The sequence below is a fragment of the Catellatospora sp. KI3 genome (assembly GCF_029948125.1).
In the GTDB taxonomy this organism is placed as follows: domain Bacteria; phylum Actinomycetota; class Actinomycetes; order Mycobacteriales; family Micromonosporaceae; genus Catellatospora.
The window spans coordinates 325,553-351,717 of record NZ_JASAMB010000002.1; the positions used below are offsets into that span (position 1 = coordinate 325,553).

The 26,165-nt window shown below is 72.3% G+C and carries 26 protein-coding genes and 1 tRNA gene; 24 read left to right on the forward strand and 3 right to left on the reverse strand.

Features of this window, described 5'->3' with window-relative positions; genetic code table 11:
• Nucleotides 1-68 precede the first annotated feature (68 nt).
• Nucleotides 69-1,241 (reverse strand): hypothetical protein, encoded by a 1,173-nt coding sequence (locus QEZ54_RS05375; protein ID WP_281303326.1) that lies wholly within the window; start codon nt 1,239-1,241, stop codon nt 69-71.
• Between the two features lie 124 nt (nt 1,242-1,365).
• Here QEZ54_RS05375 and QEZ54_RS05380 point away from each other — a divergent pair, with 124 nt between their 5' ends.
• The 20 genes from QEZ54_RS05380 (at nt 1,366) to QEZ54_RS05475 (ending at nt 19,505) form a co-directional block, all read left to right on the forward strand.
• Nucleotides 1,366-2,031 (forward strand): hypothetical protein, encoded by a 666-nt coding sequence (locus tag QEZ54_RS05380; RefSeq protein ID WP_281303327.1) that lies wholly within the window; start codon nt 1,366-1,368, stop codon nt 2,029-2,031.
• Nucleotides 2,028-2,981: a MazG family protein gene (locus QEZ54_RS05385; RefSeq protein WP_281303328.1), complete on the forward strand. Its 954-nt coding sequence runs from the start codon at nt 2,028-2,030 to the stop codon at nt 2,979-2,981. The genes QEZ54_RS05380 and QEZ54_RS05385 overlap by 4 nt, the downstream gene beginning before the upstream one ends.
• 166 nt (nt 2,982-3,147) lie before the next feature.
• Nucleotides 3,148-4,764: a DUF885 domain-containing protein gene (locus QEZ54_RS05390; protein WP_281303329.1), complete on the forward strand. Its 1,617-nt coding sequence runs from the start codon at nt 3,148-3,150 to the stop codon at nt 4,762-4,764.
• Nucleotides 4,765-4,907: 143 nt separating this feature from the next.
• Complete coding sequence (locus tag QEZ54_RS05395) at nt 4,908-5,501, forward strand: hypothetical protein (RefSeq protein WP_281303330.1); 594 nt, start codon at nt 4,908-4,910, stop codon at nt 5,499-5,501.
• 150 nt (nt 5,502-5,651) lie between these two features.
• Nucleotides 5,652-6,944, forward strand: coding sequence for a phosphopyruvate hydratase (gene eno / locus QEZ54_RS05400; protein ID WP_281303331.1), 1,293 nt, complete (start codon nt 5,652-5,654; stop codon nt 6,942-6,944).
• A gap of 203 nt (nt 6,945-7,147) precedes the next feature.
• Entirely contained in the window at nt 7,148-7,666 is a 519-nt protein-coding gene (locus tag QEZ54_RS05405) for a septum formation initiator family protein (RefSeq protein WP_281303332.1), read from the forward strand.
• Nucleotides 7,667-7,770: 104 nt separating this feature from the next.
• Nucleotides 7,771-8,295, forward strand: a complete 525-nt coding sequence (locus QEZ54_RS05410) for a DUF501 domain-containing protein (protein WP_281303333.1) — start codon at nt 7,771-7,773, stop codon at nt 8,293-8,295.
• Between the two features lie 14 nt (nt 8,296-8,309).
• Nucleotides 8,310-8,813, forward strand: a complete 504-nt coding sequence (locus QEZ54_RS05415) for an amino-acid N-acetyltransferase (protein WP_281303334.1) — start codon at nt 8,310-8,312, stop codon at nt 8,811-8,813.
• 83 nt (nt 8,814-8,896) lie between these two features.
• Entirely contained in the window at nt 8,897-9,802 is a 906-nt protein-coding gene (locus tag QEZ54_RS05420; RefSeq protein WP_281303335.1) for a Ppx/GppA phosphatase family protein, read from the forward strand.
• Between the two features lie 79 nt (nt 9,803-9,881).
• Nucleotides 9,882-10,205: a PadR family transcriptional regulator gene (locus QEZ54_RS05425; RefSeq protein WP_281303336.1), complete on the forward strand. Its 324-nt coding sequence runs from the start codon at nt 9,882-9,884 to the stop codon at nt 10,203-10,205.
• Entirely contained in the window at nt 10,202-11,281 is a 1,080-nt protein-coding gene (locus tag QEZ54_RS05430; protein WP_281303337.1) for a hypothetical protein, read from the forward strand. Before QEZ54_RS05425 ends, QEZ54_RS05430 begins: the two co-directional genes overlap by 4 nt.
• A 199-nt stretch (nt 11,282-11,480) precedes the next feature.
• Nucleotides 11,481-11,966, forward strand: a complete 486-nt coding sequence (locus tag QEZ54_RS05435; RefSeq protein ID WP_281303338.1) for a hypothetical protein — start codon at nt 11,481-11,483, stop codon at nt 11,964-11,966.
• Nucleotides 11,967-12,137: 171 nt separating this feature from the next.
• Nucleotides 12,138-12,818 (forward strand): dienelactone hydrolase family protein, encoded by a 681-nt coding sequence (locus QEZ54_RS05440; RefSeq protein WP_281303339.1) that lies wholly within the window; start codon nt 12,138-12,140, stop codon nt 12,816-12,818.
• Nucleotides 12,815-13,528, forward strand: coding sequence for a uracil-DNA glycosylase (locus QEZ54_RS05445; protein WP_281303340.1), 714 nt, complete (start codon nt 12,815-12,817; stop codon nt 13,526-13,528). The genes QEZ54_RS05440 and QEZ54_RS05445 overlap by 4 nt, the downstream gene beginning before the upstream one ends.
• A 45-nt stretch (nt 13,529-13,573) precedes the next feature.
• On the forward strand, nt 13,574-14,278 hold the full coding sequence (locus QEZ54_RS05450; RefSeq protein WP_281303341.1) for a DUF4129 domain-containing protein: 705 nt from the start codon (nt 13,574-13,576) through the stop codon (nt 14,276-14,278).
• Entirely contained in the window at nt 14,275-14,853 is a 579-nt protein-coding gene (locus tag QEZ54_RS05455) for a hypothetical protein (protein ID WP_281303342.1), read from the forward strand. The genes QEZ54_RS05450 and QEZ54_RS05455 overlap by 4 nt, the downstream gene beginning before the upstream one ends.
• A 2-nt stretch (nt 14,854-14,855) precedes the next feature.
• The gene (locus QEZ54_RS05460) at nt 14,856-15,941 is read left to right on the forward strand and encodes a MoxR family ATPase (protein ID WP_281303343.1); all 1,086 of its coding nucleotides are present in this window, start codon (nt 14,856-14,858) and stop codon (nt 15,939-15,941) included.
• Between the two features lies 1 nt (nt 15,942).
• Nucleotides 15,943-17,316 carry a DUF58 domain-containing protein gene (locus tag QEZ54_RS05465; protein ID WP_281303344.1) on the forward strand — a complete coding sequence of 458 codons (1,374 nt, stop codon included), beginning with the start codon at nt 15,943-15,945 and terminating at the stop codon, nt 17,314-17,316.
• A gap of 22 nt (nt 17,317-17,338) precedes the next feature.
• On the forward strand, nt 17,339-17,887 hold the full coding sequence (locus QEZ54_RS05470) for a hypothetical protein (protein ID WP_281303345.1): 549 nt from the start codon (nt 17,339-17,341) through the stop codon (nt 17,885-17,887).
• Between the two features lie 292 nt (nt 17,888-18,179).
• A complete protein-coding gene (locus tag QEZ54_RS05475) occupies nt 18,180-19,505 on the forward strand; it encodes an NAD(P)/FAD-dependent oxidoreductase (protein WP_281303346.1) in 1,326 nt (441 codons plus the stop codon).
• 91 nt (nt 19,506-19,596) lie between these two features.
• Here QEZ54_RS05475 and QEZ54_RS05480 read toward each other — a convergent pair whose 3' ends face one another.
• Nucleotides 19,597-21,411, reverse strand: a complete 1,815-nt coding sequence (locus QEZ54_RS05480; protein WP_281303347.1) for a hypothetical protein — start codon at nt 21,409-21,411, stop codon at nt 19,597-19,599.
• 142 nt (nt 21,412-21,553) lie between these two features.
• Between QEZ54_RS05480 and QEZ54_RS05485 the strand changes: the two genes are divergently transcribed.
• A tRNA-Leu gene (locus QEZ54_RS05485) sits at nt 21,554-21,637 on the forward strand.
• A gap of 152 nt (nt 21,638-21,789) precedes the next feature.
• Here the strand turns inward: QEZ54_RS05485 and QEZ54_RS05490 are convergent.
• Nucleotides 21,790-22,536: a hypothetical protein gene (locus QEZ54_RS05490; RefSeq protein ID WP_281303348.1), complete on the reverse strand. Its 747-nt coding sequence runs from the start codon at nt 22,534-22,536 to the stop codon at nt 21,790-21,792.
• Between the two features lie 208 nt (nt 22,537-22,744).
• On the opposite strand from QEZ54_RS05490, the gene QEZ54_RS05495 reads away from it, so the two are divergent.
• The 3 genes from QEZ54_RS05495 to QEZ54_RS05505 are packed head-to-tail and all read left to right on the forward strand — an operon-like array spanning nt 22,745 to nt 26,133.
• Complete coding sequence (locus QEZ54_RS05495; RefSeq protein ID WP_281303349.1) at nt 22,745-23,167, forward strand: hypothetical protein; 423 nt, start codon at nt 22,745-22,747, stop codon at nt 23,165-23,167.
• 9 nt (nt 23,168-23,176) lie between these two features.
• Complete coding sequence (locus tag QEZ54_RS05500) at nt 23,177-23,836, forward strand: ABC transporter ATP-binding protein (protein WP_281303350.1); 660 nt, start codon at nt 23,177-23,179, stop codon at nt 23,834-23,836.
• Complete coding sequence (locus tag QEZ54_RS05505) at nt 23,833-26,133, forward strand: FtsX-like permease family protein (RefSeq protein WP_281303351.1); 2,301 nt, start codon at nt 23,833-23,835, stop codon at nt 26,131-26,133. Before QEZ54_RS05500 ends, QEZ54_RS05505 begins: the two co-directional genes overlap by 4 nt.
• Nucleotides 26,134-26,165: the final 32 nt, after the last annotated feature.

The following is a 26,165-nucleotide window of genomic DNA, read 5'->3' on the forward strand; positions in this document are numbered from 1 at the left end:
CTGTCGGTGGAGACGGCGATGGCCGCCGTCCCGGGCGGGGCGGCGGCCATCGCGGCGTGGCGAAGCGGTCAGGCGGTGTGGCGGGGGCGGGTGGCCAGGGCGAGGACGGCCCACCCGGCGGCCAGGACGAGGCCGCCCCAGACGAAGGCCGGGTAGTCGATCGGCGGGGCGCCGATGAAGAAGTCCTGCAGCCAGGCCGCGCCCGCCAGCGACGCGGTGGCCAGCGCCGCGCCGAACACGGCGACCAGCAGCGCGCGGCCGGTGCCCGGGGCGGTGGCCGGGCGGGCGGTCACCACGCCGTCCAGTGGGGTGACGACCGGGGCGGCGGTGGTGGGCAGGGCCAGGAACACCACGTCGATGGCGATCGCGCCCGCGAGCAGCAGCAGCGGCGGGATCGACTTCGGGAAGCCGGTGCCGGCCAGCAGCATCCAGGCGAACAGGCGGTAGCCGAGGTAGCCTGCGGCGATGGCGGTCGCGGTCCAGCGGGCGCCGACGAACAGCCGGGCCGCGACCAGGGTCAGCAGCGCCGCCCCGGCCAGCCAGGACGGGTACACCCAGGAGTCGACCGGCAGCGCGAAGCCCTGCACGGCGATGTGGTCGACGGCGCGCCCGATCTGGCCCGCCGCGAACTCGAGCAGGCTCGGCTCGGCGGTCGGCGTGCCCGCTTCCCAGGACTGCAGCGACAGCACGCCGTACTCCTGGTGCTGGTTCGGGAACAGGACGTTCTCCAGGAAGAAGCCCCAGAGCACGGCGCTGACGACGATGCGCGCGCGGCTGGGAGGGGTGGAGATCCAGTAGCCGCGGGCGGCGCCGAGCAGCATGAACGCCGTGCCGATGTACAGCAGCGCGTGGCTGGCGCTCCAGGCGGTGATGTCCAGGCCGTTGATGCGGTGGTTGAGGATGTCGATGGGGATGGCCACCAGGAAGGTGGCCGTGCCGCCGATCATGAGGCGCTTGGCCGGGGCGTCCACCCCGACGCTGTGGTACGCCTGGAACAGCACCAGCGCCACCACCAGCACCGTGCCGGCGGTGTTGAGCAGGTGCGGCGGGGCGAAGTCGTCGCGCAGCCACTTGAAGTGCCAGGACATGTCCCAGGTCGAGCCCAGCATCTTCAGCGTGAATGCGAGCAGCCACAGCCGGTAGACGGCGGTGACCACGGCCGGGGCCTGATCCGGGGCGGGTCCGGAGCGTACGATCCCCACCCAGGCCTCGGGGGATCGAGGAAGCGTCTGCGTCGTCACGGCCGGAATTCTGCCGTGTCAGGACTACTTTCGGACCCCCCGAACACCTGAATCCACCCTGAGATCTCCCGGATCCCGCACCCGTGAGAGAGTTGGGACCGTACGCCCGTCACAGGAGGACCTCGTGCGCCGTCTGACCGCCGCCGCCGGAATCGCGACCGCTCTGCTGGCCCTGGCCGCCTGCCGTTCGAACCCGGACGTCGCCGCGTACGTCGGTGACCGGCAGTTCACCGAGGCTCAGGTGACGCAGCTGCTCGACGATCTGAAGAAGCAGCAGGGCGCGGGTGCGGACCCGTCCAGCCTGCCCAACCGCACCCAGGTGGTGCAGCTGCTCGTGCTCGACCAGCTCTGCCAGCGGGTCAACAAGGCCGCGGCGCCCGCCCCGGCCGGCCCGGAGGACCTGGGGACGATCAGCCAGCGGGTGCAGACCTGCAACGAGTCGCTGCAGGCCGCGCCGGTCCAGCCCACCGAGGCCGACCTGCGCGAGGTGTACGACAACGGCGTGGCCGTCGGTGCGATCGTGCCCGCCGACCCGGAGCAGTCGTTCGAGAAGCTCAAGGACCGGCTCGGCGCGGGCGGCGAGGTCGCCACGGCGCTGGGCAAGCGCAAGGTGCTGACCGACGCGGCCAAGGCCGCCGACGTGTCGGTCAACCCCCGCTACCGCTCGCTGCAGTTCCCGCTGCTGTCGTTCCAGCAGGGCCCGGCGATCAGCGCGATCCTCGGTCAGCCCGCCTCCGAAGCGGTGGTGGACCGGATCGCCGAGCCGAGCCCGGAGGCGCTGCCGCAGTGACGGCGGCCGCACCCGTACGCCGGATCGTCCTGCTCGTCACCTCTCCGCGCATCCCGGCGGGCCTGCTCACCGCGCCCGCCTGGGATCTCGTCCGCGCGCACCCGGTGCTCGCGCCCGCCGACGGCGAGGCGGTGGCCGCGCTGCGCGCCAACGGCGCGGACGTGCGCGTGCTCGACCGGCCCGTGGCCCAGGACCTGCTGGACGCCGCGCTGGCCGCCCCCGACGGCACCGTGGTGTGGCTGTCCGGCCCCGCCGGCGACGAGCACCTGGCCCGCGAGCTGGGGCTGCGCCTGGCTCGCGAACCGGGCCTGGCCGAGCTGGAGCTGATGTACGGCTCCTGGGACCCGCGCGGTGCCCGCCTGCTCGACGCGGTCGCCGTCACCGACCGGCTCCAGGCGCAGGACCCGTGGCGCCGCGAGCAGACCCACCGCACCCTGGCCAAGTACCTCCTGGAAGAGGCGTACGAGGCGTACGACGCGATCGTCGCGGGCGACCACGCCGCCCTGCGCGACGAGATGGGCGACGTGCTGCTGCAGGTGCTCTTCCACGCCCAGCTGGCCCAGGAGCTGCCCGAGGACGAGCGCTGGGACGTCGACGACGTCGCGGGCGACTACGTGGCGAAGATGATCCGCCGCAACCCGCACGTGTTCGCCGACACGCCGGTCGCCGACATCGACGAGATCATCGCCAACTGGGAGCTGGTCAAGAGCCAGGAGCGGGTCCGGCGGTCGCCGATCGAGGGCGTGAGCTGGTCGCTGCCGGCGTTGGCGCTCGCGGCGAAGCTGCTGGTCAAGGCGCGCCGCCATGGCCTGCCCGAGCCGCGGCCCTCGGACACGCTGGGCGGGCGGCTGCTGGCGCTGGTCGCCGGGGCCGGGCCGGACCCCGACCCGGAAGCGGCCCTACGCGCGGAACTGCACCGCTACGCCGAGTCCCTCGATCCGTCTGCCTGACCCGGTCGACCGGCGACGCGCACCTCGGTGCTCCGTTCGTCCATGGACGTTGGCCTATTACGTAGAAGATGATCTACGTTTTTTCTTCGTCATAGGCCAACGTCTATAAAAAGGTGGGGGCCGCGATGCGGTGGACAGGGCGGGTGGCAGGGTAACGTCTGGGCGCATGACGCTGGAGTTCGCGCCGCTGGCTGAGCACATCGCCGATGCGCTGCTGGAATCGTCCCCGGAACTGGCCGCCGACGCGGGGGACCACCGGTTCGACGACCGGCTGCCGGACCTGTCGCCCGACGGCGTCACCGCCGACGTGAACATGCTGCGCGACGCGGCCGGAGCCCTGTCCCAGGTGGACGCCGACGACCTCGACGAGGCCGAGCGGGTCGACCACGCCATCCTCAGCGCCCTGGTCGACCGGCAGCTGTTCGAGCTGACCGAGCTGAAGACGCACCAGTGGAGCCCGCTGCGGTACAACCCGGGCGCGCTGCTGCACGCCCTGCTGGCCCGGCCGTTCGCCCCCGCCGAGCAGCGGCTGCACGCGCTGGCCGGACGGCTGGCGCAGGTGCCGGACATGCTGGCGACCGCGCGCGGCGTGCTGCGCGACTGCCCGCGGATCCACCTGGAGACCGCGGCCGGCCAGTTCGCGGGCACGGCCGCGCTGGTCCGCGCCGAGCTGCCGCGGCTGCTGGCCGAGGAGCCGGGGCTGGCCGACCAGGTGCAGCCGCTGGCGGCGACCGCGGTGCTGGCGCTGGACGACTTCTCGGCCTGGTGCGCGCGGCAGGCCGAGCAGGGTGAGGGCCGCAGCCCCCGACTGGGGCGCCGCCTGTGGGAGGCCAAGCTCTGGTACGCCCTGGACACCGAGCTGAGCGCGGCCGAGGTGCTCAAGCGGGCGCAGGAGAACCTGCGCCGGGTCACCGAGGAGCTGCGCGAGGTGGCGGTGGCGCTGGAGGGCGGCGCGGCCGACGACGCCACGGTGCGCCGGGCGCTGGACCGGCTGGCCGACAGCCACCCCGACGACACGACGGTGCTGGCCGCGGCGCGGGCGGCGGTCACCGAGACGACCGCGTTCGTACGCGAGCACGACCTGGTCACTCTCATCGACGATCCGCTGGTGATCGAGGAGATGCCGGAGTTCGCCCGCGGCGTGGCGGTGGCGTACTGCGACCCGCCGGGCAAGCTGGAGACCGCCGAGCTGCCGACGTTCTACTGCATCTCGCCGACCCCGGCGGGCTGGTCGCCGGAGCGGGTGCGCTCGTTCTACCGCGAGTACAACCACCACTCGATCAAGAACTTGACCGTGCACGAGGCGATGCCGGGGCACTTCCTCCAGCTCGCGCACGCCCGCCGGTACCGGGGCAGCACCCGGGTCCGGGCCCTGGGCCACTCGGGCACGTTCACCGAGGGCTGGGCGGTGTACGCCGAGGAGCTGATGGTGGCCAACGGCTACGGCGGCCTGGCGGTGCGCGCCCAGCAGCTCAAGATGCAGCTGCGGATGAGCATCAACGCGATCCTGGACCAGCTCGTGCACTGCGAGGACCTGTCCGAGGCCGACGGCATGGCGCTGATGCTGGAGCAGGGCTTCCAGGAGGACGGCGAGGCGGCGGGCAAGTGGCGCCGGTCACTGCTCAGCTCGGCGCAGCTGTCGACGTACTTCGTGGGCTGGGCGGAGGTGTCGGAGATCGGACGGGCGCGCCCGGCCGGTGTCGGCGTACGCGACTGGCACGACCGGATGCTGTCGTTCGGCTGCCCGCCGCCGCGCCACCTGCGCACCCTGCTCGGCCTGTAGGGGTTTGCGCGAGGTCGGGCCGATGGGGGAGGCTGTCCGGCATGCGTGCCGCCCTCGCCTCCCTCATGTGCGCGTCAGTGCTGCTCACGACGGGTTGCCAGGTGATCCCCGATGGCGGCGCGCCGATGGATCGCGGCCGCCTGGTGAGCGACATGATCGCCCAGGTGCACCGCGCGGGCGAGCGGACCTACCACGCGGAGTACCTGCTCGACGAGGGGGTGCGGGGCGAGATCTCGCAGCATGCCCGGCCCAGCCAGGCGGCGTACGGCTACCCGGGCGGCCGGCTGGTGGCCGCCGCCGACGGGCTGACCTCGTGCGTGACCGCGGTGCGCCCGGCCCGCTGCCAGATCCGGCCGGTGCCCAAGCCGGGCCCGCTGGGGCTGGCGCCGTACACCGAACTGGTCAAGCACGGGCTGGTCACCGCCCCGGTGCTGGACGAGCTGCTGGGCGTGGTCGAGGTGCAGACCCAGGCGACCGTCGAGGCGCACGACACGACCGTGGCCGGGCGGCAGGCGACCTGCCTGGAGGTGTCGGGGCTGATCGAGACCGCCGCGGCCGGGTTCACCGTCTGCGTCACGTCCGACGGGGTGCTGGCCAGCTTCACCGGGGTGCTCGACGGGGTGGAGATCGATCAGGCGCTGCTGCGCCTGTCGGCGGCCCCGCCCGCCGACGCGTTCGCGGTGCCGAGCGGCGCGCGCGTGGTGGATCGCAGGCCGAACGCCACGCCGAAGCCGTGACCTGCCCTTAGCGAGCGTTCAACCCGGCGGGGACGTGGCGCGGCGGGTCCGGGCACTCGTTAGGCTGCCCACGTAGAGCCGGACGCGTCCGGCGGAGGTGCCAGCGAGGGCACGTTCGGCCCCGGCGCGCACACGAATGAGGGAGCACACGTGGCCACCATTGAAGGCTTCGTCGCCCGGGAGATCCTCGACTCCCGCGGCAATCCGACCGTCGAGGTGGAGGTGGGTCTCGACGACGGCACCATCGCCCGCGCCGCGGTGCCCTCCGGCGCCTCGACCGGCGCCTACGAGGCGTTGGAGCTGCGGGACGGCGACAAGCAGCGCTACCTCGGCAAGGGCGTCGAGAAGGCGGTCGCCAACATCGAGGACCAGATCGTCGACCAGCTGATCGGGTACGAGGCCAGCGAGCAGCGCCTCATCGACCAGAAGATGCTGGAGCTGGACGGCACCCCGGACAAGTCCGTGCTCGGCGCCAACGCCATCCTGGGCGTGTCGCTGGCCGTGGCGAAGGCCGCCGCCAAGAGCGCGGAGCTGAGCCTGTTCCGCTACGTCGGCGGACCGAACGCCCACCTGCTGCCGGTGCCGATGATGAACATCCTCAACGGTGGCGCGCACGCCGACTCCAACGTCGACGTGCAGGAGTTCATGATCGCCCCGATCGGCGCGCCGAGCTTCCGCGAGGCGCTGCGCTCCGGCGCCGAGGTGTACCACGCGCTCAAGAGCGTGCTGAAGAAGAAGGGCCTGTCCACCGGCCTGGGCGACGAGGGCGGCTTCGCCCCGAACCTGCCCACCAACGCGGCGGCGCTCGACCTGATCGCCGAGGCGGTGCAGGCGGCGGGCTACACCCTGGGCACCGACATCGTGCTGGCGATGGACGTGGCGGCGACCGAGTTCTACGACGAGGTGTCGGGGTCGTACACCTTCGAGGGCACGCCGAAGTCGCGCGACGAGATGATCGCGTACTACGCGAAGCTGGCGGAGTCGTACCCGATCGTGTCGATCGAGGACCCGCTGGCCGAGGACGACTGGGCCGGCTGGACCGCGCTGACCGCGCAGCTCGGCAACAAGATCCAGATCGTCGGCGACGACCTGTTCGTCACCAACCCGACCCGCATCGCCCGCGGCATCGCCGAGGGCGCCGCCAACGCGGTGCTGGTCAAGGTGAACCAGATCGGTTCGCTGACCGAGACCACCGACGCGGTCGAGCTGGCCCACCGGGCGGGCTTCCGCACCATGATGAGCCACCGCTCGGGCGAGACCGAGGACACCACCATCGCCGACCTCGCGGTGGCGATGGGCTGCGGCCAGATCAAGACCGGTGCCCCGGCGCGGTCGGACCGGGTCGCGAAGTACAACCAGCTGCTGCGCATCGAGGAGGAGCTGGCCGACGCGGCCCGCTACGCCGGTGCGGGCGCCTTCCCGCGGTACAGCGCCGGGAAGTAAGGATCGTTCCGGCGGGCCGTTGAAAAGGACTCATCTGCGGTTTGACGTCGGAATATGACGCGAAGGCGCGGTAGCGCCTAGCATGTGGTCGAAGCTCCTTTCAGCCGTGGCAACGGTTTGGAGGGGGCTTCGACCATCGCGGGAGGGTCATCCGCGGGACGGGAGGGGTGGTGCAGCGGCGACAGCCTGGCGGGCAGGGACCGGTGCGGCGGCCCCGGGACGGTGCCCGCGGCGCCCGCGGCAGCGCGGGTGCGCGCGCGGTCCGCGAAGGCGACCGCTCCCTGAGCCGCCCCGCGGCCGCCCGGCGGGCCGCCGCGGCGGGTGCCGCGAAGCGGACCACCGCCCCGAACCCGAACGGGCTGACCGGCCGGGCCACCGTGCTGCTGATCGTGCTGGCCGTGCTCGCCCTGGGCTACGCCTACCCGGTGCGGGTCTACCTGACCCAGCTCGCCGAGATCGACGCGCTGCAGCAGTCGCAGCTGGAGCAGGCCGACCGGATCACGGGGCTGGAGCGCCAGGCCGAGAAGTGGAAAGACGACGAGTACATCAAGGCGCAGGTGCGGCGCCGGTTCTTCTGGGTCCACCCCGGGCAGACGCCGCTCGTGCCGGTCTGGGACGAGCACGCCGCCGACCATGACGCCGGGCGGCAGCCCGCGCCGCCGCCGCAGCCGACCACCTGGTACGGCAGCGTCTGGTCCCGCCTGGACCCGGCCGCCCCGTAGCACTCCACCGTGCGCTCTCCTCGTCAGCTGATGGAGTGAGTCCGCGCGCCGTGCCCGCAGCCGCCTGAACCATCGATACGTCCACCGAGCCACAGGAGGCTGACATGGAACGCGAGCTGGTGCCGCCACCGGTGCGGGAACCGGCCGAGCAGGCCGACCTCGACGCCGTACGCGCGCAGCTGGGCCGCCCGACGCGCGGCACCGCGATGGTGGCGCACCGGTGCCCGTGCGGCAAGCCCGACGTGGTGGAGACGGTGCCCCGACTGCCCGACGGCACCCCCTTCCCGACGCTGTTCTACCTGACCTGCCCCCGGGCGACCGCGGAGTGCAGCAGGCTGGAGTCGTCGGGGCTGATGCGCGAGATGAACGACCAGCTGCGCAACGACCCGCAGCTGCGCGCCGACTACCTGCGCGCGCACGAGGAGTACCTGGCCCGCCGGGAGGCGGTCGGCCACGTGGCCGAGATCGAGGGCGTGTCGGCCGGGGGCATGCCCGACCGGGTCAAGTGCCTGCATGTGCACCTGGGGCACGCGCTGGCGGTCGGCCCGGGGGTGAACCCGTTCGGCGACGAGGTGATCGCGCTGGTCGAGCCGTGGTGGACGGCCGGTCCTTGCGTCGAGACCGAGTGAGGGGGCAGGCGGCGTTGGGTGAGATCGAGGTTCGTAAGGCGCGTACCGCCGACGTGCGCGGCATCCGGCGGCTGATCGACACGTACAGCGGGGAGCGGCGGCTGCTGAGCAAGGCCACCGTCGCGATCTACGAGGACGTGCAGGAGTTCCGGGTCGCGGTGCGCGAGGACGGCACCGTGGTCGGCTGCGGCGCGCTGCACGTGCTCTGGGAGGACCTGGCCGAGATCCGCACGGTCGCCGTGGACTCCACCTGCCGGGGGCAGCGCATCGGCCACCGCATCGTGGCGTCGCTCCTGGACGACGCCCGCGAGCTGGGCGTGCGGCGCATCTTCGTGCTCACCTTCGAGACCGCGTTCTTCGGCTCGTTCGGCTTCGCCGAGATCGACGGCGCCCCGGTCCCGCCCCCGGTGTACGAGCAGCTGCTGCGCTCGTACGACGAGGGTGTGGCGGAGTTCCTGGGCTTGGAGCGGGTCAAGCCGAACACCCTCGGCAACACCCGCATGCTCGTGCACCTCTGAGCCGGCCCCGCGTTAAGAAGGGGCCCTTCTGCTACGGAAAGCGATAACAAGGGGCCCTTCCTTGCGGGCGTAGGGTGAGCGGCGTGGGGAACCCTGTCGCCGCCATCGACTGCGGCACCAACTCGATCCGCCTGCTGATCACCGACGACGGCCGCGACCTCGAACGCGAGATGCACATCGTGCGGCTGGGCGCCGGGGTGGACCGCACCGGCCGCCTCGACCCCGCCGCGATCGAGCGCACCCGGGTCGCGCTGGCCGAGTACGTCGAGCTGATCAAGCGCCATGACGTGGACCGCGTACGCATGGTCGCCACCAGCGCCACGCGCGACTCGGCCAACGCCGCCGACTTCCACGAGATGGTGCGCGCCACGCTGGGCCGCCCCGCCGAGGTGATCAGCGGGGACGAGGAGGCGGCGCTGTCGTTCCGGGGTGCGGTCGACGGGCTGCCTGACGGCGGCGAGCGCCTGGTCATCGACATCGGCGGCGGTTCGACCGAGTTCGTCCGGGGCACCCGCGAGGTGCTGGCCGCCATCAGCATGGACATCGGTTCGGTCCGGATGACCGAGCGTCACCTGCGCACGGATCCGCCGACCGCCGATGAGCTGGCCGCGGCGACGGCCGACATCGACGCGGCGGTGCGGCACGCGCTGGGGGTCGTCGGGACCGGGCCGGTCACGCTGGTCGGCGTCGCGGGCACGGTGACCACGGTGGCGGGCATCGCGCTGGGGCTGGAGTCGTACCGGCCGGAGCTCACCCACCACGCGGTGGTGCCGCTGGCCGCCGTCGAGGAGATCGCGCAGCGGCTGACCTCGCTGGACCACGCCGGGCGCGCCGCGATCAAGGCGATCCACCCGGGCCGGGTCGACGTGATCGGAGCCGGGGTGCTGATCCTGCGGCAGATCATGCGGCATACCGGCAGCGCGGAGCTGGTGGTGTCGGAGCACGACATCCTCGACGGCATCGCCACCTCGCTGGCCGACCCGGCGTAACCGCAGGTCCACGCGGTGCCGAGGGCGCCCGGGCGGCACCTCGTTGCACTACTGCGCATAAGACAGTACTGTTCAGTGCGTGGATACCACGCAGCTCCTGAAGGGCGTGCTCGACCTCGCCGTGCTCGCGGTGCTGCGCGAGGACGACGCCTACGGGTACGACATCCTGCGCCGCCTGCGCACCGCCGGGCTCTCCGAGATCGGCGACGCGTCGGTCTACGGCACCCTGCGCCGCCTGTTCGCCGCGGGCTACCTCAACACCTACGTGGTGCCGTCCGAAGAGGGACCGCACCGCAAGTACTACGCGCTCAACCCGGCCGGCCGGTCCCAGCTCAAGCAGGGCGGCGAGGTCTGGCGCGAGTTCGCGTCCACCATGGAGTCGCTGCTACGGGAGCCGGCATGACCATCGAACAGGCTGACCTCGACAGATACGTCGCCGCGGTAGGCGCGGCCCTGGCCGACCTGCCCGAGCAGGCGCGCGCGGAACTGCTGGAGGACCTGCCCGCGCACCTGGCCGAGGTGGCCGCCGAGATCGAGGCGGAGGGCGGCGGCGCAGACCTCGCGGACCGCCTGGGCGCCCCGACGGCGTACGCGGCGGAGCTGCGCGCCTCACTGGGACACACGGGGGGTCCCAGTGGCGCCGCGCTGCGCGCGTCCCGCCTGGTGGCGGGGGCGCGCCGGCGGCTGCGCGGACTCGACGGCAGGCTCGGGCCGGTGCTCGGCTACGAGCGGCTGGCCGAGTTCCTGCGGCTGCTGCGCCCGGCCTGGTGGGTGCTGCGCGGCTGGCTGGCGGCCGTCTTCCTGGCCCAGCTCGGCACCGGGTCCCGGTTCGGCCTGGTGCCGCGCGTGGGCGGCGAGGTGGTCATCGGACTGCTCCTGCTGGCCGGCTGCGTGATCGCCTCGGTCCGGCTGGGCCGCGGCGGCCGGGTGCGGCGGCGTCCGGCGCGGCTGGCGCTGCTGGCCGTGTCGCTGTTCCTGGCCGGGTTCGGGTTCGTGTACTACGGCATCGCCGACGGCGAGCTCAGCGGCCGCGACTACCAGCCGATGGCCGACTACAGCAACCCGTACGCCCACATCCGCGACGTCTGGGCGGTCGGCCCGGACGGGCAGGTCATCCCGGGAGTGCGCCTGATCGACCAGAACGGCGACCCGGTGCTGCTCGGCGACTGCGCCCAGCTGCGGGCCAACCCCAATGCGGCCTTGTACCAGATGGGGCTCGGCGGCGACCAGCGCACCGTCGTGACCTGGCACCCCGAGGACTACTACGACGTCGGCGACTACAGCCGGCTCGCCTGGCGGGTCGACTACCCGTCCTGCGAGGACGGCTCCGTGCCGCCGGTCGGCTGGCTGCCGGGGCAGCCCCAGCCGCTGCCGTGGGCGAAGCCGACGGCGACGCCCGCAGCGACGGCGACCGCCGCGCCGACGGCGACTGCCGGGGCCGCCGGCACGCCGACGCCCCGGCCCTCCTCGACACGCTGAGCGATCGGACGCGAGCGGGGCGTATCAATATAAGTCCTGCTCGCGTCCCAGTTGCTGGACCTTCGGATGATCGGCAAATCCGGTTTTCCCAACGCGTACAGCAAACGCTAAGGTGTGCCGGTCTCCGCGCCAGCGTGAGAACTCTTCGCCTGCGGGGGCCGATGTGCGCCAGCGGGCGCACCCCTGGAGGAAGAAGCACATGAGCGAGCAGGACAACCCCAACCAGCAGCCCTCGGCCTCGGAGCCCCCGGCCTACCAGGCGCCGGCTGCCGGCGAGGGTGTCGCGCCGGTCCCGGCCGTTCCGCCGGTCGCCGAGGAGCCCAAGAAGGGCGGCAAGATCGCCGGCATCCTCGGTGTGATCCTGGTCGGCGCGATCATCCTTCTCTGCAAGTTCGGGGCCGGCTGGGGCCTGGGCAGCATCTGGGACAACCTCACCGGCGCCGTGCAGACCGCCGAGGTCGGCGACTGCCTCAACAGCTACAAGAACGTCGATGACGCCAAGGTCGTGGACTGCGCCGACCCGGACGCGGCCAACAAGGTCGTCGGCATCGTGGAGGACAAGTACACGAGCGCCTCGTTCGAGTCGACCGAGAACCCCTGCACCGAGTTCACCGACGCCCAGAGCGCGATCTGGGTGGGCGACACCGGCACCGGCGACGTGTGGTGCCTGAAGCCCACCAAGTGACGCTGCTCACCTGAGGGTTCGTTACGCGGCGGTGTGGCGAGTTACGGCGATAAGTCGTAACTTTCGCCACGCCGCCGTTGTCTTCCCCGGTACCGTCCGGTGTGGTTGGCTACCCCGAACGCCACGACTGTGCGACCAGCCAATGACGACTGACCGACAGGAGGACGACCGATGGGTGAAATGGTTAGCTTCCCCAGCAACGGGGGTACGAGCGAGGGGTACCTCGCATTGCCCAAGGAAGGCAGCGGGCCTGCGGTCATCGTGATCCAGGAGTGGTGGGGCCTGGTCCCGCACATCGTCACGCTGGCCGACCGCTTCGCCGACGCCGGGTTCGTCGCGCTCGCGCCCGACCTCTACCACGGCGTGCAGACCACCGAGCCCGACGAGGCGCAGCGCCTGATGATGGGCCTGGCCATGGAGCAGGCAGCCCGGGACATCGCGGGCGCGGCCGACTACCTGTCGCAGCGCCCGGAGACGGCCGGCGGCATCGGCGTCGTCGGCTTCTGCATGGGCGGCAGCCTGGCCCTGTGGTCCGCCATGGTCAGCGACAAGATCTCCACCGCGGTCGGCTTCTACCCGGCCCTGCCGTGGGAGCGGATGGCGCCGCAGTGGGGCAGCTACGCGGGCAAGACCGCGATGATCCACTGCAGCGAGGAGGACGGCACCTCCGCGGCGCCGGGCATCCGCACCGCCCAGTCGGCGATCGAGGCCGCGGGCGGCACCTGCGTGGTGTACGACTACCCCGGCACCAAGCACGCCTTCGTCAACGACGACCGGCCCGAGGTGTTCAACGCCCACGCCACGTCCAGCGCCTGGGCCCGCACCGTCGAACTGCTGCGCCGCCCCCGGTGACCGCGGCCGAGCTGGCCGCGCTCGACGCAGAGATCTCCGCCTGCCGGGCCTGCCCCCGGCTCGTGGCCTGGCGGGAGGAGGTCGCCGCGGTCAAACGGGCGGCCTTCCGCGACCAGGACTACTGGGGCCGCCCCGTGCCCGGGTTCGGTGCCGCCGACGCGCGCATCCTGGTGCTCGGGCTGGCCCCGGCCGCGCACGGCGGCAACCGCACCGGGCGCATCTTCACCGGCGACCGCAGCGGCGACGTGCTGTTCGCCGCGATGCACCGCACCGGCCTGGCCAACCAGCCCACCAGCGTGTCCCGCGACGACGGTCTGGCCCTGCGGCACGTGCGCATCGCCGCCGCGGTCCGCTGCGCCCCGCCGGACAACAAGCCCACCCCGGTCGAGCGGGACACCTGCGCGCCCTGGCTGCATCGCGAGGTCACGCTGCTGAAGCCGACACTGCGGGTGGTGATCGCGCTCGGCGCGTTCGCGTGGAGCGCGTGGTGGCCTACGCTGTCCACGGTGTACGGCGTCCGCCCCCCGGTGCCGCGCCCGGCCTTCGGGCACGGCGCGCTGTTCCGGATGGGCGAGACCGGCGGCGGAGCAGTTCCGGCGCTGCTCGGGTCGTACCACGTCAGCCAGCAGAACACCTTTACCGGGCGGCTCACACCGGCCATGCTGGACGACGTGTTGCGCCACGCCCGGGAGCTGGCCGGGCTCGACTGACCGGGCACCGGCCGATACGCAAGACGTTCGCACGAGCGGGGAACCATGGAAGCACTGCGTCGCTGGTGGCCACTGTTGGCCGTGGCCGTGCTGCTCACGGTGGCGGCGGCGGCCGCCTCCGTCTCCGTGCTGCCGATCGGCCCCGCGGTCGACGGGCCGCAGGCGCAGCCGGTGGCCTCGGCCAGCGCCTCACCCACCCCGAGCCCGTCCGCGCCGTCACCGTCCGCCTCCACCCAGGCCGTGGCCGAGAGCGGCTCCGGCTGGCTGGGCCTGGCCGCGGTCGGGGTGCTGCTGGCGATCGGCGTCGTGGTGCTGGTCGTGCTGCTCGGTGCGGCCGCCCGGTCGACCACCCGGTTCCGCCGCCGCGCCATCCGCGAGCGGCCCGCCGTCAAACTGCCGCAGGCCGCCGCCGAGGCCGAGGTGATGGCCGCGCTCGACGCCGGCCTGCTCGACCTCGACGACGACGCCGCCGATCCGCGTACCGCCGTGATCGCCTGCTGGGTGCGGCTGGAGCAGGCGGCCGCGGCCGCCGGCGTGGCCCGGCTGCCCGGCGACACCGCCACCGACCTGGTCGTGCGGATGCTGGCCGGCCGCCGCCTCAGCTCCGACGTGCTCAACGGCTTCGCCGACGTGTACCGCCGGGCCCGCTTCGCGACCCACCGCGTCGACGCGGGCATGCGCGAGCAGGCCCGCTCCGCCCTGCGCCGCCTGCGCGCCGAACTCGCCGAATCCGGGCAGGTGGTGGCATGACCGACGAGGGATCCATCGAGGACCTGCTCGGGCTCGGGCGCGAGCCCGCCCCGGAGCGGTCCGAGCGGCCCGCCCGGCCCCGGTCCGTACGCTGGCTCACCCTGATCGCGTTCGCGCTGGTCTGGACGGGAGCGGGCTGGGCGGCGCTGCAGGTGTTCAACCTGGCCATGCCGCTGCCGCTGCTGTTCGCCGTCGCGGTGACCATCGTGGCGGTGTGGCGGATGGTCCGCACCCTCAAGGCGCCGCTGCCGCCGCGCCAGGCCGGCCGCCGTACCCATGACGAGGACGCCTCCGCCGTCGACGACGGCATCCGGCTCGCGGTGATGCGGTGGGCCACCATCCTCGAATGGGGCCACGCCGACGGGGCCCGCTACCAGCGGCGCGTCCACGCCCGGCTGGCCGAGCTGGTGGACGAGCGGCTGCGCCAGCGGCACGGCGTCAGCCGCACCACCGAACCGGACCGCGCGCGTAGGCTGCTCGGCGACCAGCTCTGGACGTTCCTCACGGTGCCGTCCAAGCGGCTGCCCAGCCCTCGCGAACTCGATGTGATCGTCACTGCGTTGGAGAGACTGTGAGCATGCAACCGATTCCCGCCGGCGAGGTGGGCCGCCTCGCCCAGCAGGTGCTCGACCGCGTCGGCACCGTGATGGTGGGCAAGCGCGACTCGCTGGAGCTGGTGCTGGCCGGCATCCTGGCCGGCGGCCACGTGCTGCTGGAGGACCTGCCCGGCCTGGGCAAGACGCTGACCGCGCGCACCTTCGCCCAGGCCCTCGGGCTGGACTTCCGCCGCCTGCAGTTCACCCCCGACCTGCTGCCCGCCGACGTCACCGGCTCGTTCCTGTACGACCAGCGCAGCCACGACTTCACCTTCCGGGCCGGGCCGGTCTTCACCAACCTGCTGCTCGCCGACGAGATCAACCGCACGCCGCCCAAGACGCAGGCGGCGCTGCTGGAGGCGATGCAGGAGAAGCAGGTCTCGGTCGAGGGCGTCACCTACCGGCTGGAGGCGCCGTTCCACGTGCTCGCCACCGCCAACCCGATCGAGTACGAGGGCACCTACCCGCTGCCCGAGGCCCAGCTCGACCGCTTCATGCTGCGCGTCTCCTTCGGCTACCCGGAGGCCGACGAGGAGCTCAACGTGCTGCGCCGCCGCATGTCGCGCCGCCGCGAGGAGGCCGTGGTCGAGCCGGTCGTCGACGCCAAGACGCTGCTGCGGATGCAGGCCGGGGTCGAGGAGATCGAGGTCGAGGACTCGATCTGCCGGTACCTCATCGCGCTGACCGCCGCGACCCGCGAGCACCCGGCGGTGCTGGTCGGCTCGTCGCCGCGCGGCTCGCTGGCGCTGCTGCTCCTGTCGCGGGCCAAGGCGGCCCTGGCCGGGCGCGACTACGTGATCCCCGAGGACGTCAAGGCGGTGGCGCTGCCCGCGCTCGCGCACCGGATCACGCTGCGGCCGGAGATGTGGCTCAAGCGCATCGACCCGGTCGCGGTGGTGGCCGAGGTGCTGTCGGCGACGCCCGCGCCGGTCAGCGGCGCGCTGCCCAGCCACGCCGGGAACCTGGGCCAGCAGCAGCGGCCCGCCCCCGCCCGCGCCAGCCGCCTGCTGAGCAGCCTCGACGACGACGACCTGGAACCGTTCCGGCCGACCGGGCAGCGGGGCTGACATGCGGCCGGGAGCCCCCGAAACCGGCGACCCGGGTGACAGCGCGCCGCGCCACGACGACTGGGTGCCCACCCGGGCGCTCGGCCGCGCCGTGCTGGTCACCGGCGCGCTGCTGGTCGCGGCGGTGCTGCTGGGGCGGACCGACCTGATCGTGCTCGCCCTGCCGCTGGCGCTCAGCGTGGCGTTCGCGCTGGCCAAGCGCCCGCGCGACCTGCCCGGCCTGCGGCTGTCCACGGTGGAGTCGTTCCCCGTCGAGGGCGGCGAGCTGGGCGCCACCGCCGAGGTGGAGAACCGCGACGTCACCGGCTACGACCTGACCGTGGTACGGGTGCAGCACTCGCCCTGGCTGCGCCTGGACGACACCGGCGCGCAGGGGCGCCACGTCGGCGGCAGCCGCCCCTACGTGACGCTGGTGCCGCGCGGGGTGGCCGCCGCGATCGAGCTGGCCGGTCCCGCCGTCCGCTGGGGGCGGCACTCGCTCGGCCCCGCCTCGGCGTACGCCGTGGCCGCCGACGGGCTGCTGGTCAGCCGGGCCGTGGTGACCGGGGCACTGGGCGTCAAGGTGTACCCGCTGACCGACCCGTTCAAAGCCGACGAGGCCATGCCGCGCGCGGCCGGGCTGGTCGGCCAGCACCGCTCGCGGCGGCCCGGCGAGGGCGGCGAGCTGGCCGGCGTACGCCAGTTCGGCCCCGGCGACCGGCTGCGCCGCATCGACTGGCGGGTGTCGCTGCGTACCGAGCGGCTGCACGTGGCCGCGACGCTGTCCGACCGCGACGCCGAGGTCGTGGTGCTGCTCGACCTGCTCGCCGACGCGGGCCGCTCCGGCGGCATCGACGGCACCGCCTCGGTGCTGGACCGCACCGTCCGCGCCGCCGCCGCCATCGCCGAGCACTACCTGCACCGCGGCGACCGCGTCTCCGTCCTGGAGTACGGCGCCGCCGCGCGGCGCCTGCGCCCGGCCAGCGGCCGCCGGCAGTACCTGACCGTGCTGGAGTGGCTGCTCGACGCCCACCCCAGCCCCACCGCGCAGGAGCGCGGCGGCGCCCAGCTCGCCGCGGGCATCTCCGCGGCCGCGCTGGTCGTGGTGCTGACGCCGCTGCTGGACGCGCGCTCGGCGGCGATGCTGGCCGGGCTGGCCCGCTCCGGCCGCTTCGTCGTGGCCGTGGACACCCTGCCCGAGGACCTGGCCGTGCCCGCCACCAACAACTGGGGCGAGGTGGCGTACCGGCTGTGGCGGGCCGAGCGCGAGAACACCATCGGGCAGCTGCGCGAGCACGGCGTGCCCGTGGTCGCCTGGGCCGGCGCGGGCACCCTCGACGCGGTGCTGCGCGACGTGTCCCGGCTGGCTTCGGCCCCGAAGGCCACCCTGCGATGACGAGGTACGTGAGGACACGGCGATGAGGCAGCTCACGGAGCGGGTGCGGGCGGTCGGGCGGATCACCGGCGGGCCGCTGCTGGTGCGTACGGCGGTGTTCGTCGCGGCGTTCGTCGGGCTGGTCGTGGCCGCCCCGTCGGGCACGCTGCAGTCCCGGCTGCTCGTCGGGCTGCTGCTGGCGGCGGCGCTGCCCGCGCTGGCCCCCCGCTCGATCGCGGTCGTCGGGGTGATGCTGGCGATGATCGGGCTGTGGCTGGTGGACACCATGGCGTTCGGGGCACCGGTGACGCTCACCCGGCTGCTCGCGCTGGCAGTGGCGCTGTACCTGACGCACACCGCGGCGGCGCTGGCAGCGGTGCTGCCGTACGACGCGATCGTGGACAGCCAGGTGATCATCCGCTGGGCGGCGCGGGCCGTGCTGCTCGTCACGGTCTCCGGTGGGCTCACCATCGCCCTGGCCGAGTTCCTGCCCGGCCGCCACATCGCCGCCCCGAACGTGGCCCTGGTCCTGGGCCTGGCCGCCACCGCCCTCACCATCGGCCTCCTCACCCAGCTCGGCCGCCGCCCCTGACCCGCCGCACCGTTCCCCGCGGCACCCGCGCCCACCGCCATCCGGCGCGGCCCAGCGCTCCGCGCCCGTCCCGCGCCCGGACGCGCCCCGGACGCGCCTCGCCTTGAATCGACGCTGGCCTATCTAGAAGACGATTCTCCGAAATCCGTCTTCTAGATAGGCCGGCGTCAATGGAAAGGAGGAGGTGGCCAGGGGTGATCGAGCCGGTGAGCTGGACGTGATGGGCGTCGCTGTCCGGGATCACAGGTTTCTCAGCTGATTGTCAGCCGCGGGCGGCGGTAGCGTGAAATACGTGAAGCCACTGCGGATTCTGGTGGTGGGCGCGGGCCACGTAGGCCTATACGCCGCCCTCCGCCTGTCCAGGAAACTGCGCGCGACCGAGGCTGAGGTGGTCGTCGTCGACCCGCAGCCGCACATGACCTACCAGCCGTTCCTGCCCGAGGCGGCGGCCGGCAACATCTCCCCGCGGCACACGGTGGTGCCGCTGCGCCGGGAGCTGCGCCGCTGCACGGTGGTCCAGGGGGCGGTGACGAAGGTCGAGCACTCCCGGAAGGTCGCGACGGTGCAGCCGGTGGTGGGGCCGTCCCGCGAGATCCCGTACGACCACATCCTGGTCGCGCCCGGCAGCGTCTCGCGGACCCTGCCCATCCCGGGTCTGCGTGAGCACGCGGTCGGCTTCAAGACCATCGGTGAGGCGATCTGGCTGCGCAACCACGTGCTGGAGTGCCTGGACATCGCGGCGGCCACGACCGACGAGCAGACCCGCAGGCGGGCGCTGACGTTCGTGGTGATCGGCGCGGGCTTCGCCGGCGTCGAGGCGCTGGGCGAGATGGAGGACATGGCCCGCGACGCGCTGCGCTACTACCCGGAGCTGAAGGCCGACGACATGCACTGGGTGCTGGTCGAGGCGACGCAGCGGGTGCTGCCCGAGGTCGGGCCGCAGATGGGGGCGTACACGGTCGAGGCGCTGCTCAAGCGCAACATGGACCTGCGCCTGGGCACCCGGCTGGAGTCCTGCGTCGACGGCGTGGTGAAGCTGTCCGACGGCGGCGAGTTCGGGGCGGACACCATCGTGTGGACCGCGGGCGTGAAGGCGCACCCGATGGTGGCCGCGACGGACTTCCCGCTCAACCCGCAGGGGAAGATCACCTGTGACGCGACGCTGCGGGTGGTCCGCGACGGGCAGGTCGTCGAGGGCGCCTGGAGCGCGGGCGACTGCGCGGCGGTGCCGGACCTGACCGCGGCGGCGGGGGAGCTGTGCTCGCCGAGCGCCCAGCACGCGGTGCGCCAGGCGACCCGGCTGGCCGACAACCTGGTCGCGGAGCTGCGCGGCAGGCCGGTCAAGGAGTACCGGCACAAGCACGTCGGCTCGGTGGCCAGCCTCGGCCTGCACAAGGGCGTGGCGCACGTGTACGGCGTGAAGGCCAAGGGCCTGCCGGCCTGGTTCATGCACCGGACCTACCACATGAGCCGGATCCCGTCGTTCAACCGCAAGGTACGCGTGGTGGTGGACTGGACCCTGGCGCTGTTCCTCAAGCGCGAGGTGGTCTCGCTGGGCGCCCTGCACCAGCCCATGGACCCCTTCGCGCAGGTCACCGCCCCCACCAAGCAGGACTGACCACCCCGCTCGCGGCGGCGCCGTCCGCCTCCGGCGGTTTGGAAGGGACCCTTCTTCTACGGAAACCGATAAGAAGGGTCCCTTCCTTACATCACCAGTTGCGGGGCCAGATGAGGACGTCGGCGACGGGGGTGCCGGGGCCGAGGAGCTGCTCCAGGGTGAGTTTCAGTTCGGCGTGGCGCGGGTGCGGGGTGAGCACCACGCAGGCGGCGTCCCAGCGGGTCAGGTCCTTGCGGGCGTCGAGCCGGTGGTCGTCGTTGATCTTCGGGACGACACCGGTGCGGATGACCTCCGACAGCACCCACGAGGTGGGCAGCTTGCCGATGCCCATGGTGGCGTGCCCGTTCTTGCCGTGCGGCCCGATGAAGAAGCCTTCCGGCAGCGCGAACGCGGTCTGCGCGGCGGTGGCGTTGCGCATCGGCTCGGGCTGCTCCGGGGTGGGTAGCGGCACGGTCACGATGGTCTGCCCCTCGGCTGCGCACTGGCGCCACAGGCCCTGCGTGAAGAACGGCGACACCGGCGCGCGGTCGGCGGTCGGCAGCGGGGTCGGCACCAGCGGCAGCAGCGCCGCGCCCACCAGCACCGGCACCGCGATCCGCACCGGCTGCCGGGTCGACACCCGCGCCCGCTCCAGCGCCCGCACCAGCAGGATCGCCACCAGCGGGATGGCGGCCAGCGCGAACCGCATCGGCAGCGCGCCGTCGACCACCGGGACCTTCAGCAGCAGCCAGAACGGGCCGGGCACGCCGGTGCGGTGACCGGCCACGACCAGCTCGGGGCCGAGCGACAGCAGGCTCATCACCAGCGCGGCGACACCGCAGGCCAGCGCGATCGCGTCGCGGCGCAGCCACCACACCAGCGCCACCGCCAGCGCCAGCAGCGGCCAGCCGAGGAAGGTGTTGTACTCGGCCGGGCCGGTGGTCAGCGCCGCCGCCGACTCGTCGCCGGCCAGCGACAGCGGCGAGAACGCCGCGAACCCGGCCAGGTCGGCGGAGAAGTAGTGCGGGCTGAAGACGCCGTCCGAGACCGACTGCGGGCCCTTGAACTGCATCCAGAGGGGGTACGCCAGCAGCACCACCGCCGTGCCCACGGCCACCGCCAGCCCCGCCGCGAAGCGGCCCAGCTCGGGCAGGGGCGGGCGGGTGCGGATCGCGTACACCCCGGTGAAGACGGCCAGGGTGAGCGCGGTGAGGAACAGGGTCTCCTCGCCGATGAACAGCTGCAGGCTCACCAGCGCGCCGAACAGCGCGCCGAAGCCGGCCATGCGCCGCCAGGACGGCACCGGCTGCCGGGCGCAGCGGGCCAGCTCGACCACGCACCACAGCATCAGCGGGATGAGGAACTGCGCCGTCATGTGCAGGTGGCTGTTGGACTGCGACACCATGCCGGGCGCGAATCCGCAGAAGGCGGCGCCGACCCCGGCGGCCAGCGGCCGGGCGCGCAGGCTACGGCGCAGCAGCACGTACCAGGAGATGGCGGTCAGGGCCAGGTTGAACGCGATCAGCAGCGAGAACGTGGTGGCGGCGCCGTAGTGGGCGGTGATCGGGGCGAACAGCCCGCCCAGCGCGATCACGGTGGTGTTGGCCAGCAGATTCACCCCGTAGGGTGCGTTGAGGCGGTCGCTGACCAGGGAGAAGTCGCCGCTCCACAGGGTGGTGTCGTGGGCCAGGAACCACTCGTAGAGGATCTGGTCCGGCGGGTTGAGCGCCAGCGTGCGGGTGTCCGGGTCGGGCCACAGGCCGAGGGTGAGCCAGGCCGCCAGCGCGACGTACGACACACCGATGGCGACGTCCAGCAGCACGCGCCGCCGACCGGATCCGGGGGCGGCCGAGGGCGCCTCGGCGCTCCGCTGTTCGGGCGGGGCGGAGCTCTCTGTCGATCCCAGGGCGGGCGCGGTGCTCGTCACGCGCTTGACCCTAGCGCTTCACCCGCCCGAACACCTCCGCTGATCGAGCGGGGCACGGGGTGATGTGCCGCATTGCCGGATCGCAGGTGCCCCGCGGCGGGTCGAACCGCTAACGTGACAGGGCACAGCGCGAGCGGTGCCAGCCCGGGTGGTGGAACGGCAGACACGGTTGCCTTAAAAGCGACTGCCGAAAGGCGTGCGGGTTCGAGTCCCGCCCCGGGCACCACAGGTTCCATGAGGTCGAACCGGCGCGGCCCGGAGCCGGTCGACTCGCGACCGGCTCCGCACCCGACTATATGATCTTGGCGAAGGGGTCGGGGCGGCTGCCTGGCCCTAGGGCTCCTCCGGCGCCGGCGGTGGACGCCGCCGTGGGTCGGACTAAGGGCCGGACTGTGCGGGGGCGCAGTCCGCGGACTCTCGGAAGGCGGAGACGTCTTCCTGGGTCACGAGGCCGACGTCGATCGCATGGCGGACGAGCAGCTGCTTGCGCCAGGGGCCGCGGCGCCTGACGTCGGTACGGGTGTGCAACGCCAGCCTTTTGATCAAGTAGTTGATGTGTGCGTCCACGGCACTCTTGCCGATGGGATGCCCGAGTCTCGTCATGGTCTCGGCGATCGACGAGGAGGTGGGCGGAACGGCGAGGAGCGTGTTGAGCTGCGGCGCGCAAAGCAGGACGAGGACCTGGTAGTACAGCGCGGCCTTGTCGATGCAGGAGGCCGGGTCCTCGGCCGGCGCGAGGCTGCAGCCCGGAGCGATCTGGCTTTCCAGGGGCTCAGGACCGAACACGTTGAGGCCCGCGGTGTCTTCGCCGAGCGCGCCGATCGACGCCAGGTCGAACGGGATGGGGACGCTGACGCGGCCCCCTGCGACGGTGATGGCCTCAGCGCGCTCGAGATGCCGTACGCGGATGATTGAACTGCCCAGATTGTCCAGCCGCCAGTGATCGGCGAAGGCGGTGATACGCCCGCGGATAGGGGCGCCTTCCGATCTCGGGATATGCAGGTCATGGCCGCATGTTTCGCAACTGCAGGTGCCGAAGGTGGCGCTTGCTCCGCTGGCCAGGTGCACCGCCCGCGAAGAGTATTCCTCGCGGGAAAGGATGTGGGCGCTGAGGACGACTTCCACTAGAAGCTCCTGAACGTATACGCGGGATCCCCCGTGAATCCGCGCACCAGCACGTTACGTATCCCACCGGCCGACGTCAATGCCTTGATCGGACGGCCCGCCAGCAGCGGTTCTATATCCATGCAGATTGCGGGCACTGCGATCTGCTGCCAGTCTCCGTGCAGCATCGATCGATTGATGGAGGTGTAAGTTGAACACTCGGTCTCGTATGCTGAGCATCGGGGTTGCCACGGCGACGGCGATCCTGGGATTCGGCGCCTCGGCGCTGGCGTCCCACGGCACCAGCCCGGCGCCCCTCAACCTCAAGACGAGCAGCGCCAACGAGGGGTCCACCAGCGGCACCTGGAAGTTCAACGCGGTAGGCGTCGGCCACGGTGGATTCCAGGTCGCAGTCAGTGTCTGCGACAACGTGAACGACGGCAACGGCGTCTACGGTCAGGGGCGCGTCGAGGGGTACGGCTGGTCGTCGAGCATCGGTGACGGCAACGGCTCTGCCGCCGGCTGCGGCTGGGACGGTCGAGAGATCTACGACCCCCAGGCGACGTGGGTGAACCGCGGCCAGTACCAGGTGTGCGTAGACGATTTCGGCGCCGACACCTGCGGTGTTTCGCAGTGGTTCTACCGGCACTAAGGTAGAAGTGTGCTGATCGCTGAGAAGTTGAGTCTGACCTTCGGCGACACGGTGGCGCTCGCGGAAGCGAGCGCCACTGTTGGTGCTGGCGAAGTCGTCGCATTGGTGGGAGCCAGCGGATCCGGAAAGTCGACCATGCTGCATTGCATGGCGGGTCTGCTGCGGCCCGCGTCAGGTCGCGTCCTTTTCGACGGGCACGAGATCACAAATCTCGATGACGACTCGCGATCGGACGTCAGACGCAGCAGGTTCGGATTCGTGTTCCAATTCGCGGAACTGGTTCCGGAATTGACATTGCGGGAGAACATCGCGCTGCCTCTGGAGCTCATCGGCGTCAAGCGCAAGGACCGCGATGCCCGGGTCGAAGAACTCGTCGAGGCGCTCGGGCTCAGGGAGCACGCTGATCGGCGCGCCGCTCAGGTCTCCGGGGGCCAGGCGCAGCGTGCGGCGATCGCCCGGGGGATCGCCCACAAACCGAAGGTCGTCTTCGCTGACGAGCCGACCGGCGCTCTCGACTCAGACAACGGCAAGTTGGTGCTCGACGCCTTCTTGGCGCTTGCCCGTCACAACGGGACCGCCATTCTTCTGGTCACGCACGACCACACGGTCGCTGAATGGGCTGACCGTGTGCTGACGATGCGCGACGGACGAACCGTGGAGTCGTCATGATGCTCAGACTCGCCCTGCGGTTGATGCGGGGCGGCGGCAGGTCCGGCATGGTGCGGCTGGCCCTCATGATCGTGGGGATCGCGGTCGGTGTCATCGCGGCCGCGCTGGTCGCCGCGATGCCAGGCGTGCTGGCCGACCGGGAGCAGGTGCTGGCGGCCCGGGCGCCGCTGCTGGTGGAGAACCCGGACGCGGTCCGCTTCCTCTTCGCGCAGTACGACGATGTCTGGCGCGGCGAGCGGCTGGGCCGCATCTTCCTTGCCCAGGTGGCCGGCGACGCTCCCGCGCCACCCGGGCTCAAGGCGCTTCCGCAGCCCGGTGAGATCATGGTGTCGCCCGCTCTGGCACGCCTGCTGACCACCGACCGCGACCTCGCGGAGCTCGTGCCGGGTCGCGTGGTGGCCACGATCGAGGCGCCCGGCCTGCTCGGGCCGGATGAGCTGTACGCCTATGTGGGTACGACCAAGGATGCGATCGGCGACCCGCACCAGGGCCTGGCCTTCGGCAGCCGGGACGGGTTCGCGCTGGAGAAGCAGCACGCCGGCCTTCCCCAGGGCCTCGCCCTGCTCGTCCTGCCGCCCGTCGCCCTGTACCTGGTCGTCTGCGGCCGCCTGGCGGCCACGACGCGTGCCCGCCGGTACGCGGCCCTGCGGCTGTTGGGGCTGCGGCGCGACCGGACACTGGCACTGGCGGCCACCGAAGCAGCGATCGCCGGCGGCATCGGGGCGGTGCTCGGGCTCGCCGGATTCGCCGTGGCGCAGCCTGTGCTCGCAGGGTCGGGTGTGCTCGGCTTCACCTGGTACCCCGAACGCGCGGCGATGGGGCCGGTCGTCAGCATTCTCGTGTTCATCGTCGTCGCGGCCGCTGCGGCGGCGCTGGGCGCGATGGGTCTGCGGGAGAGCCTGCGCCGCCCGCTGAGCGGGCGGCGGGGACTGGTCGAACCGCGTGCCAGATGGTGGTTGGTACTGCCGCTGATACTCGGTCTGGGCATGCTCGCACAGCCGATGATGATGCGACCGGACCGCATCGGCGAGGCTACCCGGCTGCCGATGCCGGATGCGTCCGCGTGGCTGGCGATGGCGGGTATCGCACTGGCGATCGGCGGCGCCCTGCTGGCGATCCGGCCCCTGCTGGCGGCCACCTCCCGAGTGCTGTCCCATGCCCGGCTGCCGTACCCGCTGCGCCTGGCCGGTCGCCAGCTCGCCGTCGAGCCCGGATCCACGATCCGCCTGGTCGCCGGACTGTCCCTCATCGTCCTCGTGGCGGGTGTCGGGTCAGGCCTGCTGGAGGACCTGGGGCGGCGAGCCGCTCCCACGCTCACCAGCTATGAGGCGTCCGTCATCGGTGCGCAGATCGCCGATCCCGGCAGTAGGGAGAAAATCGGCGACCTTCCTGCGGAGTACCGCTGGACGATGCAGCGGAGCCAGGTCGTGGACAACGTCTCCGTCGTCACCGAACCGACCGTGTCGCAGAGCATCGACATGATCGGTGTGGAACTGGTCGTCGTCGAGTGCGCGCACCTGCGGGCGATCACGCAGCAGCCGCTGTCGAACTGCCGGGACGGGAGCCTCTACCGTCTGCTGCCCCAACATCTCGTCGGCACACCGTACGAGATTCCGGCCGGCAAGACGATCTCGTTCGGCACTGAGTCGGCCGGCCCCTTCAATCTCCAGACGCCACAGGATGCCCTGGTGATTCCCCAGGACAATCCGTTCGCTGTCGACACCTTCGGCGGCCTGGTGCTGACGGGCTCGCAGTCGCCCACCGGCTGGAACCACGATGTGCGCATGCACTTCCTCATCTCCGGCAGTCCGGGCAAGGTCGAGGAGTTCAAGGCCGCGGCCGCCGCGATCGCGCCGTCCGCGCCGGTCAAGATCTACGCCGAGAACCTGCAGATGCTGGAGGCGGCTCGCAATCAGCGCGGGGTGCTCGACTTCGGCGTCATGGTCGGGTTCGTGCTCGCCGCGCTCGCTTTCGCGATCGCCGCCGTCGACCGCGGCATGGAGCGGCGCCGCAGCGTCACCTCGCTGGTCGTGCTGGGTATGCGGATACAGGCGATCCGGGTGACCCAGGTCGTTCAGGTGTGCGTTCCCGTCGTGGTGACCCTGACTCTCGTCATGCTGATCGGGCATCTCGGCGGGAATGTCGCCCTGCGCCTCAACGACATGCAGCGGGAATGGTATTCCGGCACGATCGGGGCGATGGCGCCGCTGCTCCTGGTCGCATTCGTCACGGCCCTCGTCGCCGCGGCGATGGTGGTGGGCCGCCGACTCAGACCGGAAGATCTACGCCAGGAATGACGGGCGGCCAAAACCTGGACAAGCCAAGGAGA